The organism is Brevibacterium limosum, assembly GCF_011617705.1.
GTDB classification, from domain to species: Bacteria; Actinomycetota; Actinomycetes; order Actinomycetales; family Brevibacteriaceae; genus Brevibacterium; species Brevibacterium limosum.
In genome coordinates, this window is sequence record NZ_CP050154.1 from 1,270,623 (window position 1) to 1,285,837 (window position 15,215).

At 64.4% G+C, this 15,215-nt stretch carries 15 protein-coding genes and 1 tRNA gene; 5 read left to right on the top strand and 11 right to left on the bottom strand.

The window, feature by feature from the left end; genetic code table 11:
- Positions 1–238: 238 nt before the first annotated feature.
- Together GUY37_RS05675 and GUY37_RS05680 are read right to left on the bottom strand one after the other, a co-directional pair.
- Positions 239–1,600, bottom strand: coding sequence for an APC family permease (locus GUY37_RS05675; RefSeq protein WP_166823274.1), 1,362 nt, complete (start codon positions 1,598–1,600; stop codon positions 239–241).
- Between the two features lie 15 nt (positions 1,601–1,615).
- Positions 1,616–3,262: an amidohydrolase gene (locus tag GUY37_RS05680; RefSeq protein WP_166823277.1), complete on the bottom strand. Its 1,647-nt coding sequence runs from the start codon at positions 3,260–3,262 to the stop codon at positions 1,616–1,618.
- A 135-nt stretch (positions 3,263–3,397) separates the two neighbouring features.
- Between GUY37_RS05680 and GUY37_RS05685 the strand changes: the two genes are divergently transcribed.
- Genes GUY37_RS05685 through GUY37_RS05695 form a run of 3 tightly spaced genes read left to right on the top strand, consistent with a single transcriptional unit; the run spans position 3,398 to position 5,171 of the window.
- Complete coding sequence (locus GUY37_RS05685; RefSeq protein WP_166823279.1) at positions 3,398–4,027, top strand: TetR/AcrR family transcriptional regulator; 630 nt, start codon at positions 3,398–3,400, stop codon at positions 4,025–4,027.
- Positions 4,024–4,545, top strand: coding sequence for an ASCH domain-containing protein (locus GUY37_RS05690; protein WP_166823282.1), 522 nt, complete (start codon positions 4,024–4,026; stop codon positions 4,543–4,545). Before GUY37_RS05685 ends, GUY37_RS05690 begins: the two co-directional genes overlap by 4 nt.
- Positions 4,542–5,171 carry a maleylpyruvate isomerase family mycothiol-dependent enzyme gene (locus GUY37_RS05695; protein WP_166823285.1) on the top strand — a complete coding sequence of 210 codons (630 nt, stop codon included), beginning with the start codon at positions 4,542–4,544 and terminating at the stop codon, positions 5,169–5,171. The genes GUY37_RS05690 and GUY37_RS05695 overlap by 4 nt, the downstream gene beginning before the upstream one ends.
- Before the next feature lie 55 nt (positions 5,172–5,226).
- Here GUY37_RS05695 and GUY37_RS05700 read toward each other — a convergent pair whose 3' ends face one another.
- Positions 5,227–5,667: an anthrone oxygenase family protein gene (locus tag GUY37_RS05700; protein ID WP_166823288.1), complete on the bottom strand. Its 441-nt coding sequence runs from the start codon at positions 5,665–5,667 to the stop codon at positions 5,227–5,229.
- Positions 5,668–5,781: 114 nt separating this feature from the next.
- Here GUY37_RS05700 and GUY37_RS05705 point away from each other — a divergent pair, with 114 nt between their 5' ends.
- On the top strand, positions 5,782–6,429 hold the full coding sequence (locus tag GUY37_RS05705) for a MerR family transcriptional regulator (protein ID WP_208094774.1): 648 nt from the start codon (positions 5,782–5,784) through the stop codon (positions 6,427–6,429).
- Between the two features lie 32 nt (positions 6,430–6,461).
- Here the strand turns inward: GUY37_RS05705 and GUY37_RS05710 are convergent, their stop codons facing one another.
- The 8 genes from GUY37_RS05710 to GUY37_RS05745 all read right to left on the bottom strand — a co-directional run bounded on the left by GUY37_RS05710 (position 6,462) and on the right by GUY37_RS05745 (position 14,358).
- Positions 6,462–6,926, bottom strand: a complete 465-nt coding sequence (locus GUY37_RS05710; protein ID WP_166823291.1) for a GNAT family N-acetyltransferase — start codon at positions 6,924–6,926, stop codon at positions 6,462–6,464.
- A 272-nt stretch (positions 6,927–7,198) separates the two neighbouring features.
- Positions 7,199–7,280, bottom strand: a tRNA-Leu gene (locus GUY37_RS05715).
- Between the two features lie 67 nt (positions 7,281–7,347).
- On the bottom strand, positions 7,348–7,821 hold the full coding sequence (gene bcp / locus GUY37_RS05720) for a thioredoxin-dependent thiol peroxidase (RefSeq protein WP_166823294.1): 474 nt from the start codon (positions 7,819–7,821) through the stop codon (positions 7,348–7,350).
- Positions 7,822–7,959: 138 nt separating this feature from the next.
- Positions 7,960–9,708 (bottom strand): acetyl/propionyl/methylcrotonyl-CoA carboxylase subunit alpha, encoded by a 1,749-nt coding sequence (locus GUY37_RS05725; protein ID WP_166823297.1) that lies wholly within the window; start codon positions 9,706–9,708, stop codon positions 7,960–7,962.
- 3 nt (positions 9,709–9,711) lie between these two features.
- Entirely contained in the window at positions 9,712–11,439 is a 1,728-nt protein-coding gene (locus GUY37_RS05730; protein WP_166823300.1) for a 5-oxoprolinase subunit B/C family protein, read from the bottom strand.
- The gene (locus tag GUY37_RS05735) at positions 11,436–12,212 is read right to left on the bottom strand and encodes a putative hydro-lyase (protein WP_208094847.1); all 777 of its coding nucleotides are present in this window, start codon (positions 12,210–12,212) and stop codon (positions 11,436–11,438) included. The genes GUY37_RS05730 and GUY37_RS05735 overlap by 4 nt, the downstream gene beginning before the upstream one ends.
- Positions 12,213–12,265: 53 nt before the next feature.
- On the bottom strand, positions 12,266–13,051 hold the full coding sequence (locus tag GUY37_RS05740) for a LamB/YcsF family protein (RefSeq protein ID WP_228278385.1): 786 nt from the start codon (positions 13,049–13,051) through the stop codon (positions 12,266–12,268).
- 2 nt (positions 13,052–13,053) lie between these two features.
- Entirely contained in the window at positions 13,054–14,358 is a 1,305-nt protein-coding gene (locus GUY37_RS05745) for an NRAMP family divalent metal transporter (protein WP_166823303.1), read from the bottom strand.
- Between the two features lie 206 nt (positions 14,359–14,564).
- Between GUY37_RS05745 and GUY37_RS05750 the strand changes: the two genes are divergently transcribed.
- On the top strand, positions 14,565–15,203 hold the full coding sequence (locus GUY37_RS05750) for a GntR family transcriptional regulator (protein WP_166823306.1): 639 nt from the start codon (positions 14,565–14,567) through the stop codon (positions 15,201–15,203).
- Positions 15,204–15,215: the final 12 nt, after the last annotated feature.

Below are 15,215 nucleotides of genomic sequence, written 5' to 3' on the forward strand. Positions count from 1 at the left end.
CATTTTGGAGCAGGGTGTACCAAACCTCAGGCCTGCGCCTGGCAGTGTCCTCTGCGGTGCTGATGCTGCTTTCCAGGACTGCTGGATGTCCCTGCAGCCTGGCAGGTTGGGGAGCGTGGATGGCCGCCGGATGTGTCATCGCCTGCGGGCTCGTTGTCACGGCAGGGATGACCGCTCCGATGACGAGCCAGATCGTGGCGAGGGTGATCGCGTGTGGGTCGAGCTGAGTAAGTTAACGTCAGTCAGCGAGATCAAGCATTGGTGTAGGGCGACGGAAGCCACGTGTGACGAAGGCGAGGTATCCGACTCCGAGAACCAGCCAGATGGCGCCGATGAGAAGTGTCCGCGGAGATAGGCTCGTCCACAACCACAGGGTCAGACAGAATCCGATCCCCGGCAGAACGATAGAGCTGAGGACGGCACGGGAACCGCGGTTCTTCTCGTCGATGATGAAGTGTTTGATCACCGACAGATTCACTGCAGAGAACGCAATCAGAGCGCCGAAGCTCACCATCTCAGAAATGAAGGTGAGATTGACGGTGAGTGCCAGCAAAGAGACTGCGCCTACCGTCAGAGTTGCAAGAGTGGGCGTGTGAAAGCGCGGTGACAAGCGGCCGAAGTAGCTTCTCGGCAGCACTCCGTCTCGACCCATTGCAAAGAGAATGCGTGAGACCGACGCCTGAGAGGTCAGTGCTGAGCCGCACGCTCCGGCGATGTATGCGGCAGTGAAGAACGCGGTGAGGGCCTCGCCGCCGGCCGCCGCCATGACGTCGAGGGCGCCCGAATCGACATCCGCGAACTGGTTCGAAGGATAGACCAGCTGGGCCAGGTAGGACAGAGCAATATAGATGAGCCCGCCGGTGACAGTTGCGATGACGATCGCACGAGGGACTGCTCTCTTCGCGTCCTTGGCTTCTTCGGACAGTGTCGAGACTGCATCGAAGCCGAGGAAGGACAGGCACAGAATTGCTGCCCCGGCCATGACGTTGTCGAAGCCCGGTGCAGAGCCGTCGCCGGTGAACGGTGTGGCGAGGTCGACGGAACCGTAGCCGCTGAATGATGCGATGCAGAGAGCGGCGAAGGCAATGATGAAGATTGCCTGCGCGACGATGATGACGATGTTGGCCCGGGCGACGGAGACGATTCCGATCACGTTGAGGACGGTGACGAGAATGATGGCCGAGACTACGAAGACCCAGGCTGGGATCATAGGGAAGGCCGCGCTGAGGTAGATGCCGATGACGAGATAGTTGATCATCGGCAGGAACAGATAATCGAGAAGCAGGGCCCATCCGGCAACGAAACCGATTCCCGCTCCGAAGCTCTTCTGCGTGTAGGTGTATGCGGAACCGGCAAAGGGCATCGCGGCGGCCATCTTCGCATATGACCGAGCGGTGAACACCATTGCCAATAGGGTGATGACGTAGGCGGCCGGTACACGACCGCCGGTGACCTGAGTGACGATGCCGTAAGTCGTGAAGATCGTCAGTGGGACCATGTAGACGAGGCCGAAGAAGACGAGCGAAGGTACTCCGAGTGCTCGTTTCAGTTGGGTCTCAGAAGTGTCTTGGGTGGTGGAGCTGTGATTGGAATGGGACATCATTGTCCTTTCGATTCAGTCCGCTGAATGGACGGCCACGCCGCGCAGGAACGTGCGGCGAACAGGGGTGGCAGACAGTTGCTGGGGGAGCAGTGTTCGGGGATCCGAACCGAGAATGATGAAGTCGGCGCTCGCGCCTGGACGGATCACTCCCCACCTTTCGGATCTAAGGTCTGCAAATGCTTGGTGGGCCACCGCAGTCGAGTAGGCGTCGAGAGAGCGTTCGATGTCGAGGATCTCTTCGGGAGTCCACCCGCCGTCGGGCTCACCGTCGTCGGTCTGTCTGCTCACGGCAACGGCGAGACCCTCGAACGGCGTCCCCGAAGTGCAGGGCCAGTCCGAACCGAAAGCGAGGTGCCCGCCGCTGTCGAGGACGCTTCGCATCCGATATTGCGCCAGGGCGCGCTCCCTGCCGATCCGGGGGACGGTGAGTACCGTCATGAGGTCATCAAGTTGAGCCCACAGCGGCTGCATATTCGCGATGACGCCGAGTTCAGCAAAGCGGGACAGGTCGGCAGAGTCGATGATCTGGGCATGTGCGATCACCGGCCGTCGATCACGGGCACCGTTGTGCCGGATTGTGTGCTCGATGGCATCCAATGCTTGTCGAACGGCCGCGTCGCCGATGGCGTGGATGTGGATCTGAAACCCTGCCGCGTCGACCTCGCGAACCGCCTCCGCCAGAGAATCTCCTTCCCAGACTTGCATTCCGTGGTTGTGAAGGGAGGTGCAGTAGGGCTCGATGAGCGCACCGGTTTCGTTTTCGATGACTCCGTCGGCGAAGAATTTCACGGTCTGAGCGGTCAGGAACGGATCCGAAAGTTCCTCGATCCTTTGGCGCGCAGAGAGCATTTCGGGCAGTTGTTGCGTGAAGCGGCGGGGATCGGCGTAGAACGCGAGGTTGAATCTCAGTTTGAGCCGATTCTGCTGAGAGGCGGAAACATAGGTTTCGACGTCGGCTGGTTCCACCCACGCGTCCTGGACCCAAGTGACGCCTCGAGCGAGATAGTATTCGGCGGCCCGATCGAGAGCGCGGAGTCGAACAGATTCGTGGTGCGGCGGACGAAAGCCGTCGATCAGATCTACCGCACCCCATTCACGCAGAGTGCCGAGCGGTGAACCGTCGTCTCGGCGAGGAATCTCGCCTATCTGTGGTTCCGGTGTTGCAGCGGTGATCCCCGCCAGTTTCAATGCTCGAGAATTGCACCACACGGTGTGGTAGTCCCAGGCGCGAAGGACGACCGGTCGGTCGGACACGGCTCTGTCGAGCCATTCGGCGTCGAAGAGACCGTCGCGTACGAGGCTGCCGTCATACGAGGCACCTGTGATCCAAGCTTCGTCGGGGTGAGCGTCCGCATACCGTTTCACCTCGGCGATGATCTCTTCGACGCTCGTGCACGACCTGACCAGCGGCCCTTCTGCCTCCATTCCGCCGAATATCGGGTGGGCGTGACCGTCTCCGAAAGACGGCATGAGGAATCCGCCTTCGAGGTCGATAGTCTCGAGAGAGGCATCTTCTTGCTCTGTGGTGTGCTCAAGCAAAGGGCCGACGGCCTCTGCGCCGACAGCAGTGATAATGCCGTCCTGGATCAGAAGCGAGTCCGCGGGTTCGGACTTTGCTCCGAGCCAGATGGCACCGTTGTGGAAGTGCTGTGTCTTCAAAGCTGTCGTACTCCTGCTTCATCGTATTGACTGGAGTTGTCGGAACCAATACGAACAGTGTTCGTGTATGTGGCTGGGAACACGATACACTGCTCGAAGTGCGGATGGAAGAGTGAATTTGAGAGCGAGTGTTCTGTGAGACTGAATCGGGATCGGCTGGTTGATGCCGCGCTCGCACTCGTCGACGAAGAAGGTGGCGAAGCATTGTCGATGCGAACACTTGCTGCTCGCGTCGACCGTCAGGTGTCGTCTCTGTACAACCATGTTCCGGGCCGGGGTGAACTCATCGAGCTGATGCGCGCCCGGATAGTGGCCGATATCGACGTCGGAGTGTTTGGCCGGATCGAGGGTGCTGGCGAGAACGTGCCTTGGGACAAGGCTCTGGAGATGTGGGCGCGATCCTATCTCACGGCCTTTGCAGATCACCCGAATCTCATTCGGTTGTTGGCAACGACATCGATTCGGGACCTGTCAACATATGAAATGTACGACGCCGTGATCGGTGGCTTGCGCCGAGGCGGCTGGCCGCAGGGACGGACTGTCGCGGTGATGCGGTCCGTCGAAGCCTATGTCCTCGGCTCCGCTTTGGACATCGTCGCTCCGGTCGACCTCATCACCCAGGAATCTGCGGGAGAGGGCTTTGCCGAAATTCAGGCGGCACTTGACCCGCGGTTCGTCGACGGTTCGTCGGCGGCCGCTTCATTCGAGTTCGGGCTGACAACCCTGATCGAAGGCCTGAGGCTCCAGCTGAAGGCAATCTCATGAGTCCTGTCGACCCGAGCGAGCCAGAGCTGGAGCTGTTCTGGGCCGATACCCGAAGTCGCTTCCCCGACCTGCCGTCACCGCTGTCCGAAGCGTGGGCCTTCGGTGCGACTCCTGAGCACGCGGACGAACTTCTCGCTCTCGTTCTGGACGGGACGAAGACGGGCACCGCCTCGGCGCTGTGGGACATCGAAGCCGATGGCGAATCCGTCCCGGAAATGGGTGGGCTGAGCATCATCCTCGACGGTCAGGACGGACCGAGCGCCCTCATCGAAACCACCGCGATCGACGTCGTCCCATTTTCCGAGGTGACCAGCGAGCACGCCCATTCCGAAGGGGAGGGCGACCGAACCCTGGCCGCCTGGCGCGAGATTCATGAACATTTCTGGCGCGAATACGGGCAACGAGGATTCTCGCCCGACATGCCGGTCGTCTGCGAGCGCTTCAGGCTGCTCTTCAGTGCAGAAGCCGGAACACGCGAAGACGATGCCGGCGACGAGCCACGCGGGAGCAGAGTATGAACGAGATCGCTTACTGGAGCCTCATCCACGCGGAGCGCGCACGCCTCGCCGATCTTCTCGCCGCACTCGAACCTGAGCCGTGGACGCACGCAACTTTGTGCGAAGAATGGACGGTCGAGCAGGTCGTCGCCCATCTGACGGCCACGGCCGATACTGGGCGGTGGGCCTGGATCCGCAGCATCATCCGGGCGGGCTTCGATCCCGCAGAACACAACGCGCGATTGCTCGAGCGCAAGCTCGGCGCCTCACCAGAGGAGACCCTCGAGAAGTTCCGCGAGTCGATCGCTCTGACAATCGCACCGACGAAGGACCTTCAAGCCTTCCTCGGCGAAGTCATCATCCACGGCCAAGACATCGCACGGCCACTGGGTCTCGGACTGACTCCCGACGCTGCGGCGACCGTCGAAGTGGCCCGATACCTCGCCGCTAAGGACTTCGCCGTGAACTCGAAGACCCTGGTGAGAGGACTGGCGCTCAGCGCAGCGGACGCAGACTTCGAAACCGGAAGCGGACCGGAAGTGACCGGTCGTCTCCTCGACCTCGTCATGGCCATGGCCGGCCGACCGGAAGCGCTGGCAGGCCTAACCGGTGGTGGAGTCTCCGAGCTCCGGCGACGGATGAGCTGAAGCGCGGCGGGCCGGATTCGCCGACCCGGAGACCGCGAAGGACCACCGCAGGCGCTCAGCCGAACCCGACGACCCCGATCGCCACGAAGGCGAAACCGAGCAGCTGCAGCGAAGCGCGCACGATCTGGAAGGCGTCCCATCGTCTGCGCATGGCGATGAATCCTTCGGGCGCAGCCTCCTCGACGATCCGTCCGGTCCTAGCGTTGATCGGGACATTCCCGAAAATCGTCACGACCAGAGCGACACCGAGGCTGATGGCGGCCGAAAGCAGCCAGGCGTTGGCCTCATCGATCGCGATGATGATGGCCAGAGCGGTCGCCACGGTCATCCCGACCGGCATCACCCGACCGAATGTCTTCAGCAGCCCCTTCTCCATGATGAGTTGATCGTCCGTCTTCAGCCGACGGATCACCGGGTGGACCAGAGCGGCCGATCCGAACTCCGCCGAACCGACGAAACCGGTGACGAGGACCGTGGCCAATGCGAAAGCGTCCATGACCTCTTCCCCTAATAGGTAGTGAAACTATCCATAATAGATAGTAGAGGTATCTGCTAAGGTCGATCAAGACCAGTCACAGACCATTGCCGGCAGTACCGGGAGGAGAGGGCGATGCAGGAGTCGGGGGAGAAGCCGGAGATGCGGATGGCGGAGCTGTCCCGCCGCTCGGAGCTCAGCGTGCCGACCATCAAGTATTACCTGCGTGAGCGCCTGTTGCCGCCGGGGCGGCGGACGAGTGTGAATCAAGCCGTCTACGATCAGACTCATCTCGACCGGCTGCGCCTCATCCGGGCATTGACTTCGATGGCCGGGCTGCCCTTGGCGAAAGTGCGAGCCGTCGTCGACGCGGTGGACGGGCGGGCCTCGGAGATCGAGGCGATGGGAGTCACACAGGATGCGCTCATCGGAGAGGTCGAGGCCGACGATGTCGATGCCTCAGCGTTTCTCGACCGTGTGATCACCGCACGAGGATGGCACTGTGAGGCCTCGTCACCGGCCTATCGGGCAGCCGTGAGCGCGATTGCCATGCTGAGCAGGGAGGACATGACTCCGATTCTGGACCGGCTCGACGCCTACGTCGAAGCCGCCGAAGCCGTCGGCAGGACCGATCTGGACGCCATTGCCGATGCAGGCAGTCTGGAGGAGAGGATCCGCGGAGTCGTCCTCGGCAGCGTGCTGCGCCGACCGCTGCTGGAGGCGCTGGTCCTGCTCGCCCAGCAGCACTTCGCGCAGGGCCTCACTCGTTCGGAAGAAAGCTGACCGGGAACAGCTCCGTCCTCGCGATCACGCGCTCATGACTCTTCCGGCACGGCGTCGTAGGTGAGCCAGTTCGTCTGCTTCGCGACATCGTCGTAGAGCACTTGGGCCTGGGCGTTGTCATCGGCGGTGATCCAGCGGATCACGGAACAGCCTTCGGCCGCGGCGATCGACTGCAGGCGCCCGATCAATGCGCGACCGGCACCTCGGCCGCGCGCCCGAGGATCGGTGAAGAGATCATCGAGCCAGATGCCCACGCTGCCGGCCGAGGGACGGGAGAAACGACGATAGTCGGCGATTCCGACGATCGTCCCCTCCACCTCGGCGACAAGCCCCTGGCACTCATGATCGGGATCGGTCAGCCATGACCACACACGAGAGACGATCTCCTCGGACGGTTCCAGCCGGTAGAACTCGCGGTAGGCACGGAAGAGCTCCTTCCACCGGGTCTCGTCGGCAGGCGCGGTGGGGCGAATCGTCGGCGCGGGGGAATCCGTCATCTGCTGTCCTCTCTCAGATCTCGATGCATTGACCACAGTACGTCCAATGCAGGTGACCGCGGAGTCAGAACCCGCGAATTCGATTCGGCAAGAGACTCCGCCTCCTGATGACAGGAACCGGATCTGGTCGTGAGCGTACGCAAGGTGATGACACGTGCACCTTTTGTGGTGTGGGGTGCACCGTCCGTGATCAGCGTCGGCTGAGGCCAACTCCGGGAGCAGAGAGAAGTCCCCGGTGCGGAAGCCTGTCGACTCCGCACCGGGGACCGCGGTACGCGAGAGGGGACTTGAACCCCTACGTCCGAAGACACTGGAACCTAAATCCAGCGCGTCTACCAATTCCGCCACTCGCGCTCAAGCGGCCGCATCAGCGGCCGCGACGCCCTCAAGATTAGCAGGGGCGGCGCGAGTTCCTGAAAACTCAGGCTGCGTCGATGCCCAGCTCTCTGCGGACGCGAGCGACGTGCCCGTTGGCCTTGACGTTGTACTGGGCGAGTTCGACCTTGCCCTCGGCATCGACGACGACGGTCGAGCGGATGACGCCCTGGACGACCTTGCCGTAGTTCTTCTTCTCGCCGAAGGCGCCCCACTCGGTCATCATCGTCTTGTCCTCATCGGAGAGCAGGTCGAAGTTCAGACCCTCCTTCTCGATGAACTGCTGCAGCTTCTCCGGCTTGTCCGGGGAGATGCCGAGGACCACGATTCCGGCGGCCTTGAGCGCCGAGAGCGAGTCCCGGAAATCGCAGGCCTCGGTGGTGCAGCCCGGGGTCATGGCGGCCGGGTAGAAGTAGACGACGACCCGCTGGCCCTTGTAGTCGCTGAGGCTGACGGACTTTCCGTCCTGGTTGACGAGGGTGAAATCCGGGGCGGTGTCGCCGACTGACAGACGTGACATGAATATTCCTCCTGGTTTGGGCGGTCTCCGGGGTGGATGACCATTGCTGCCCACCACTCTATTCCGTTGCCGGACCGAACGCCTCCGCCGTTCGGCGGAGGCCTCAGCTGATTCTTTCGCCGAGGCGGCCCCGCCGTCTCACTCGACCCGTGCGATCGCCTGACCCACGGCCACGACGTCGCCGACGGCCGCCACCTGGTGCAATGTTCCCGCGACGGGTGCTTCGACCCGAGTCTCCATCTTCATCGCCGAGAGCACGGCGACCTCGTCACCGGCAGCCACTTGCGAGCCGTCATCGACGAGGAAGTCCACGAGGCTGCCCGGCACGGGTGCGGTGACATCCCCGGCACTCGCCGAGGCGGCTCCACCGTTGACGGCAGCATCGCCCTCGCCACCGGTCCCACCGACCGAGCCGAGAGCCGCCAGTAGTCCCGCGGGCAGTCCGATGCTGGTGAGCTTCCCGTCGATCTCGATCGACATGCGCTGCATCTGACCGTCGGCCACCGGGGCCGGGCGGTCCTGAGTCTCGAAGCGCGGCAGCAGCTCGGCTTCGATCCACTGCGTGTGGATGCCGTCGACACCGTCGCCGCCGAGACCGGTGAACGCCTCGTCGCCGAGGATGGCGAGTGAGCACGGCAGCACCGTGGCAACCCCGTCGACGCGGAGCTCCTTCGCCGCTGTCAAGGTGCGTGCGATCGCCTGCCCGCGGTCGGGACCGTGGACGATGAGCTTCGCGAAGAGGGAATCGAAGGCCGGCTGCACTGTGTCACCGGTACGCACACCGGAATCCCAGCGCACGCCGAGACCCCCGGGCACATCGAGTACATCGATGCGTCCCGGAGTCGGCAGGAAGCCACGGCCGGGATCTTCGGCGTTGATGCGCAGTTCGATGGCATGACCGACCGGCTGCGGGGTCGATTCCAGAGACAGTCCCTGGCCGAAGGCGATGCGGAACTGTTCGGCGACGAGATCGACCCCTGAGGTCACCTCGGTGACGGGATGCTCGACCTGCAGTCGGGTGTTGACCTCGAGGAACGTCATGGTGCCATCTGCAGCGAGCAGGAACTCGACGGTGCCGGCACCGCGGTAGTCCACCTCGGCGCAGATGGCTTCGGCCGAACGGTGCAGGCGCTCACGCTGCTCATCCGTCAGTCCCGGGGCGGGTGCTTCCTCGATGAGCTTCTGATTGCGCCTCTGAGCGGAGCAGTCGCGGTCACCGACGGCCACGACCCGACCCTGACCGTCGCCGACGATCTGGACCTCGACGTGGCGGGGACGCTCGAGGTACTTCTCGACGAAGCATTCGGGTCGACCGAAGGCGTCGACGGCCTCACGGGTCGCCGATTCGAAGGCACCGGCTACCTCGGTCAGCTCGTGGACGATCTTCATTCCGCGTCCGCCGCCACCGTGGGCGGCCTTGATGATGATCGGCAGTCCTGCCTCGGCGGCGAAGGACTCGACCTCGGCCGCGTTCTCCAGGGGACGGTCGATGCCCGGTGCCAGGGGAGCGCCGACTTTCTGCGCGAGCTGACGGGCCGTGACCTTGTCGCCGAGGGCCGTGATCGTGTCAGCGGTCGGACCGATCCAGATGAGGCCGGCGCCTTCGACGGCGGCGGCGAAGTCGGCGTTCTCGGACAGAAATCCGTAACCGGGGTGGACGGCATCGGCACCGGCGGCCTTCGCTGCGGAGAGGATCGCATCGATGTTGAGGTACGTGTCGCCCGCTGTCGTCCCAGGCAGAGCGAACGCTTCGTCTGCAAGCCGGGCATGCATGGCGTCGGCGTCCTGATCAGCATAGACAGCCACCGAAGTGTGCCCGTGCTGGGCGCAGGCGCGGAGGATGCGGACGGCGATCTCGCCGCGGTTGGCGATGAGGATTCTCGACATAGTTCAGCCTTCGTTCTCGTTGGTGCGGGGTCCTGCTGCGGTGCGGGACGCCTCGGCCGGGCGGGGGTTCGGCGTCGGTCGGGCAGAGGTGGTGAAGCGCAGCTTCACGCCGGGAGGCAGCTGCGCGGCGAGGTCGACATCATCGACACTGGCGATGATCGGATAGCCGCCGGTGAGCGGATGGTCGGGCCCGAAGAGCACCGGCTGACCGTTCGGCGGAACCTGCAGGGCACCGGTGACCGCGCCTTCGCTGGGCAGCTCGCCCGTGTGGGCACGTTCGAGTGGAACCTCACCGTTCAGTCGCAGTCCGACCCGGTCGGATTCGTGGGTGACCGTCCACTCCTGTGACAGCAGAGTCTTGATCCCGGCCTCGGTGAACCAATCCTCACGCGGTCCCAGCGTCGCGCTCAGCATCACGGTCTCACCCGCCTGCGGAAGATCCCTTGGCTGCGTGGGATTGGGGTCGACGAGGTGGGGCGCCGTCCGCGGATCGTGCACACTCACCGTGGTGCCCTTGTCGACAGCGGCCGGACCGAGCCCGGCCAGGGTATCGGCGGAGCTGCTGTCCAGGGCCGTTTCGACGTCGATGCCACCACGGACTGCCACGTAGCGGCGGACTCCGCGCTCGGTTGGTCCGAGATCGAGTTCGTCCCCGTCGGACAGGGCAAAGGCCTCGCCTAGGCGGGGCATGAGGACCGTGCCATCGGCAGCCGTCACGGTGATCGTTCCGGTGGCCCCGGTGACGGCGGCGACGCCGTCACCCGTGCAGCGCAAGAGGACTCCGCCGCCGAAGCTCTCCAGCCCGGCAGCGGTCTCGGCATTGCCGACGAGACGGTTGGCGGTGGTCAACGCGGTGCGGTCGGCGGCCCCGGCGGCGGAAACTCCCATCGAGGCGAAACCTGGTCGGCCGAGATCCTGGATGAGCAGCTGCAGCCCGGGACGCAGCACCTCGAGGGAGTGGGAGACCGCTGCCGCCGAATCGGATGCCGAATCCGCTGCTGAATCCACCGCAGAATCCGACACCGCAACTGGCGAACCCGAGAAACCTGTCGAACCCGACCCCGCACTCGAGCCCGCGACCTCGACGGTCTCGCGGCCCGCCTCGGCGAATTTCACGATCGTGCCGGGTACGAACAGGGCCGGTGGTTCCCGGTCCAGGTCCCACAGCTTCGCATCGGTGCGTCCGATGAGCTGCCACCCGCCGGGGGAGGAGCGAGGGTAGACGCCCGTGAATTCACCGGCCAGAGCCACCGAACCCACGGGCACACGAGTGCGTGGGGACGAGCGGCGGGGAACGGTGAAGAGCTCGTCGTCACCGGCGAGGTAGCCGAAGCCGGGAGCGAAGCCGGCGAACGCGACCTCCCAGGTCGCGGCCTGGTGGCGGGCGGTCACCTCGGCGGGGGAGACGGAGAGGAGGTCGGCCACCTCTGCGAGGTCATCGCCGTCATAGCGGACATCGATCGTGACTTCCCGGGCCGCATCCGAGACCGACTCGGTGTGCCCGAACCCGTGCACAGCCTCGGCGAGGATCTCGGCACTCGTGCGGGCGGGATCGAAGCTGATGAGCACCGTACGCGCGGCCGGGATGAGTTCGGTGACGCCGGGCAGATCGGCGGCTTCGAGACTGTGGTGCAGGGCCATCGTCGCGGACAGGTCCGCGCATTCGACGAGGAGGTGATGCCTGGAGGCGGTGTGGAAGGTCAGGGAGTCGGTCAGCGGGGTCGAAGTCATTGGCGGTAGGTGTCTTCCGGTTCGTCGGTGATGAACATCTTCCCAGGTGAGTGCGTGATCGCGAAGGGAATTCCCGATGCCTGGATGGCTGCCTGCGGGGTGACACCGCAGGCCCAGAAGACGGGAATGTCGCCGTCTTCGATGACCGGGGCGTCACCGAAATCCGGGGCATCGAGGTCCTCGATGCCGATCTGGGAGGGTTCGCCGATGTGGATCGGTGCACCGTGGACGGCGGGGAAGCGGTCGGTGATGCGCACAGCCTCGGCGACCTGGAAGGCCGGGATCGGGCGCATGGACACGACCATGTCGCCGCTGACCCGACCGGCCGGAAGGCAGGTCGTCGACGTGCGGTACATCGGCACGTTGCGACCGGCCCCCTGGTGGCGGATCGGGATGCCCGCCTCGGTCAGGCCGTTCTCGAAGGTGAACGAACAGCCGATGAGGAAGGACACGAGGTCCGGATGCTGCTCCCATGCCTCGGTGGCATCGGTGACCTCGGCGGCCAGCGCGCCGTTCTCCCAGATCCGGTAGCCGGGAATGTCGGTGCGGATATCGCTGCCCGGAGCCAGTGCGGAGGACAGCTGCCCGGGTTCGAGGACGTCGACGACCGGGCACGGCTTCGGGTTGCGCTGGGTGAACAGGAGGACGTCGAAGGCCCAATCCACGGGGACGGAGATGAGGTTTGCCTGGACGAGTCCCGGCGCCATCCCCGAGGTGGGGCCGTCGAATCCTGCCCGGATGCGTGCGCGCGCTTCCGCACCAGCCGCCCGCATAGCGTCCATGGCGGTGGCGCCGGAGGTGGCAGTGGCGGTCGTGGTTGCAGCGCTCATTTGCCGACTCCGGCGAAGGCGGCGATCGTGACGCCTTCGGATTCGAGGAGATCACGGGCAGCCCGGGCCATGTCGATGGATCCCTGGCTGTCGCCGTGGAAGCAGATGGACTGCGCATCGATGTCGACGTGGCTGCCGTCGATGGCTTCGACCTGTCCGGTCTGGACGAGGCGCAGGACGCGGGAGGCTACGGCCTCTGGGTCGTGGAGGACCGCGTTCGGCTCCGACCGGGAGACCAGGGAACCGTCGGGGTTGTAGGACCGGTCGGCGAAGGCCTCGGCGGCAACGGTCAGCCCGGCCCCGGCGGCGACGCGGTTGGCCACGCTGCCGGCGAGGCCGAGGAAAACCAGCGAGTCGTCGATGGCTTTGACCGCGTCCACGACGACCTTCGCCTGCGCTTCGTCGTGGACGATCGCGTTGTAGAGGCCGCCGTGGGGCTTGACGTAGGAGACGGTTCCGCCGACGGCTGTGGTCAGGCCGATGAGCGCGCCGATCTGGTATTCGACCTGCGCCTGCAGGGTCGCTGCCGGCACGTCGAGGGCGCGGCGACCGAAGCCTTCGTAATCGTCGTAGCCGGGATGTGCTCCGATGACGACTCCGCCCTTCGTCGCGGCGGCGACGGTGGCACGGATGCCTTCGGGGTTTCCGGCATGGAAACCGCAGGCCACGTTCGCGCTGGTGACGAGGCCGAGCATGGCGGCATCGTCACTGACGACACGGTCGGGAACGTTTTCCCCGAGGTCAGAGTTGAGGTCGATTCTCAGTTCGCTGTTGACAGACAATGTCACCCTCCGATTCCGATCATGGCGAAGATGGGGCCGATGGACTGTGTGGCCGTGTACCACGTGACCAGTGTTGCCGCGGTGCCGATGATGAGCAACCACTTCGGGTACGAATCAGTGCGCAGCAGGCGCGGCCTGAACCAGCCGATGTACATGAAGATCGTCAGACCGATCGGCAGGATGAGCCCGTTGAAGCCGCCGACGAAGACGAGCAGCGTTGCCGGAGCGGTGCCGAGGACGAGGTAGACGACGAGCGAGACGACGATGAAGGACACCGTCGCCAGCTGCAGCGGCCAGCCGCCCTCGAGGCGTTTGGAGAACGCCGAGAGGAACGTCGCCGAAGTGTAGGCGGCACCGATGACCGAGCTCAGAGCCGCGGCCCAGAAGATCGCGCCGAAGATGCGCATTCCCGCATCGCCGAGGACTGCGGCGAAGGCCTGACCGGCGGGGTTGGCCACGCTCGAGTCGAGGTCGAGAGCGACACCGGAGGCGACGACGCCGAGGATGGCGAGGAAGAGGACGTAGCGCATGACACCGGTGACGAGGATCCCCGACAGAGCCGAGCGCATGACAGAACCGGCATTCTCCGGGCCGGTCTTGCCCGAGTCGAGGTACCGGTGGGCGCCGGAATAGGTGATGTAGCCGCCGACGGTGCCGCCGACGATCGTGGTCACGGTGGCGAAGTTGATGGTGTCGGGCGCGATCGACTGTCTGAGCGCCTCACCGACCGGCGGGTTCGAGACGATGGCGACGACACAGGTGAGGATGATCATTCCGACGCCGAGGACGAGGACGACGGCGTCGACGACCTTTCCGGCGCGTTTGAACAGGAAGATGCCGATCGCCAGGACGCCGGTGAGCAGTCCGCCGAGCTTCGGGTCGATGCCCAGCAGCGCATTGAGGCCAAGGCCGCCACCGGCGATATTGCCGATGTTGAAGGCCAGTCCGCCGACGACGATCAGGACGGACAGGAGGATGCCCGAACCCGGCACGGCCGAGGAAGCCAGCTGTGCTGCGCGTTTGCCCGAGGAGGTCACCATCCGCCAGATATTGAGCTGGATGGCGATGTCGATGAGGATCGACGCGAAGATCGCGAAGGCGAAGGCCGCACCCATCTGAGCCGTGAAGGTGGCGGTCTGCGTGATGAAGCCCGGACCGATCGCCGAGGTGGCCATGAGGAAGATGGCGCCGATGATCGCGCTGCGGCTGATCTTGGAGCCGATTTCGCTCTTGGCATTGTCAAGGCCCGAGGCGGCCCCATCCGTAGAAGAGGATTCCGGCGGCTGGGATTCCGGTGCGTGTGACATGGGAGTCTCCGACTGTCTGGTGGTCAGTTGTTCCTTCGTGTGCGCCGATGGGGTGAGGGCAGCGATGTATGTGTCCTGGCGCACGTAAAGTGGTAAACAATGTAGCACTCATTGTTCAACAAACATAGACGGAGGTCACACTTCTCGTCGTCTCTTTGTCGACGGACGGATGGGATTTCGGGGTGCTGTTTCAGTAGGATGGAGAGGTGAATCACGATTCGTCCCTGGTCAACAGGCTCACTGACCGCCTCATCGCTGCAGAGCTGCGCCCGGGTGAGCGGCTGTCCGAAACCGCGCTGGCGAAGGAATTCGATGTTTCGCGCAATACTCTGCGTGAGGCGTTCCGGGTCCTCGGTGAGCAGGGCCTGGTCACGCATATCCCGCACCGAGGCGTCTCAGTGGCGTCACCGAGCACCGCCGATGTCGTCGACATCTACCGGGTGCGTCATCATGTGGAGTGCTCGGTGCTCGAGTACGCTCCGCGCAATCACCCGAACGCCGTGAGGATGGAGGCGGCCGTCGAGGCTGCCGAGAAGTTCGCTGCCGAAGAGAACTGGCTGGAAGTCGGCACGGCGAACATGGGGTTCCACAATGCCGTCGTCTCGCTGTCGGACAGCAGGCGGTTGATGCGGTCGTTTGCCAATGTGCTCGCCGAGCTGCGCCTGGCCTTCCTCAAGGTGGAGGTCCTCGACTTCCTCCATGCGCCCTTCATCGAGCGCAACCGCGAGGTGGTCGAGATCTATCGCTCTGATGGGCCGGGGGCCGCCGCTGCTAGGCTTGCCGTCTACCTCGGGGACTCGGAGAGACAGGTTCTCGGTGCCTATGCCCGCGCCGGTCAGGACTGAATTGGGAAGCTG

What these genes read in the sequence shown, in the direction of transcription:
- GUY37_RS05675 (WP_166823274.1), bottom strand. Translation starts at nt 1,600, where the DNA reads ATGTCCCATTCCAATCACAGCTCCACCACCCAAGACACTTCTGAGACC.
- GUY37_RS05690 (WP_166823282.1), top strand. Translation starts at nt 4,024, where the DNA reads ATGAGTCCTGTCGACCCGAGCGAGCCAGAGCTGGAGCTGTTCTGGGCC.
- GUY37_RS05695 (WP_166823285.1), top strand. Translation starts at nt 4,542, where the DNA reads ATGAACGAGATCGCTTACTGGAGCCTCATCCACGCGGAGCGCGCACGC.
- GUY37_RS05700 (WP_166823288.1), bottom strand. Translation starts at nt 5,667, where the DNA reads ATGGACGCTTTCGCATTGGCCACGGTCCTCGTCACCGGTTTCGTCGGT.
- GUY37_RS05705 (WP_208094774.1), top strand. Translation starts at nt 5,782, where the DNA reads ATGCAGGAGTCGGGGGAGAAGCCGGAGATGCGGATGGCGGAGCTGTCC.
- GUY37_RS05710 (WP_166823291.1), bottom strand. Translation starts at nt 6,926, where the DNA reads ATGACGGATTCCCCCGCGCCGACGATTCGCCCCACCGCGCCTGCCGAC.
- bcp (WP_166823294.1), bottom strand. Translation starts at nt 7,821, where the DNA reads ATGTCACGTCTGTCAGTCGGCGACACCGCCCCGGATTTCACCCTCGTC.
- GUY37_RS05725 (WP_166823297.1), bottom strand. Translation starts at nt 9,708, where the DNA reads ATGTCGAGAATCCTCATCGCCAACCGCGGCGAGATCGCCGTCCGCATC.
- GUY37_RS05730 (WP_166823300.1), bottom strand. Translation starts at nt 11,439, where the DNA reads ATGACTTCGACCCCGCTGACCGACTCCCTGACCTTCCACACCGCCTCC.
- GUY37_RS05735 (WP_208094847.1), bottom strand. Translation starts at nt 12,212, where the DNA reads ATGCGGGCGGCTGGTGCGGAAGCGCGCGCACGCATCCGGGCAGGATTC.
- GUY37_RS05745 (WP_166823303.1), bottom strand. Translation starts at nt 14,358, where the DNA reads ATGTCACACGCACCGGAATCCCAGCCGCCGGAATCCTCTTCTACGGAT.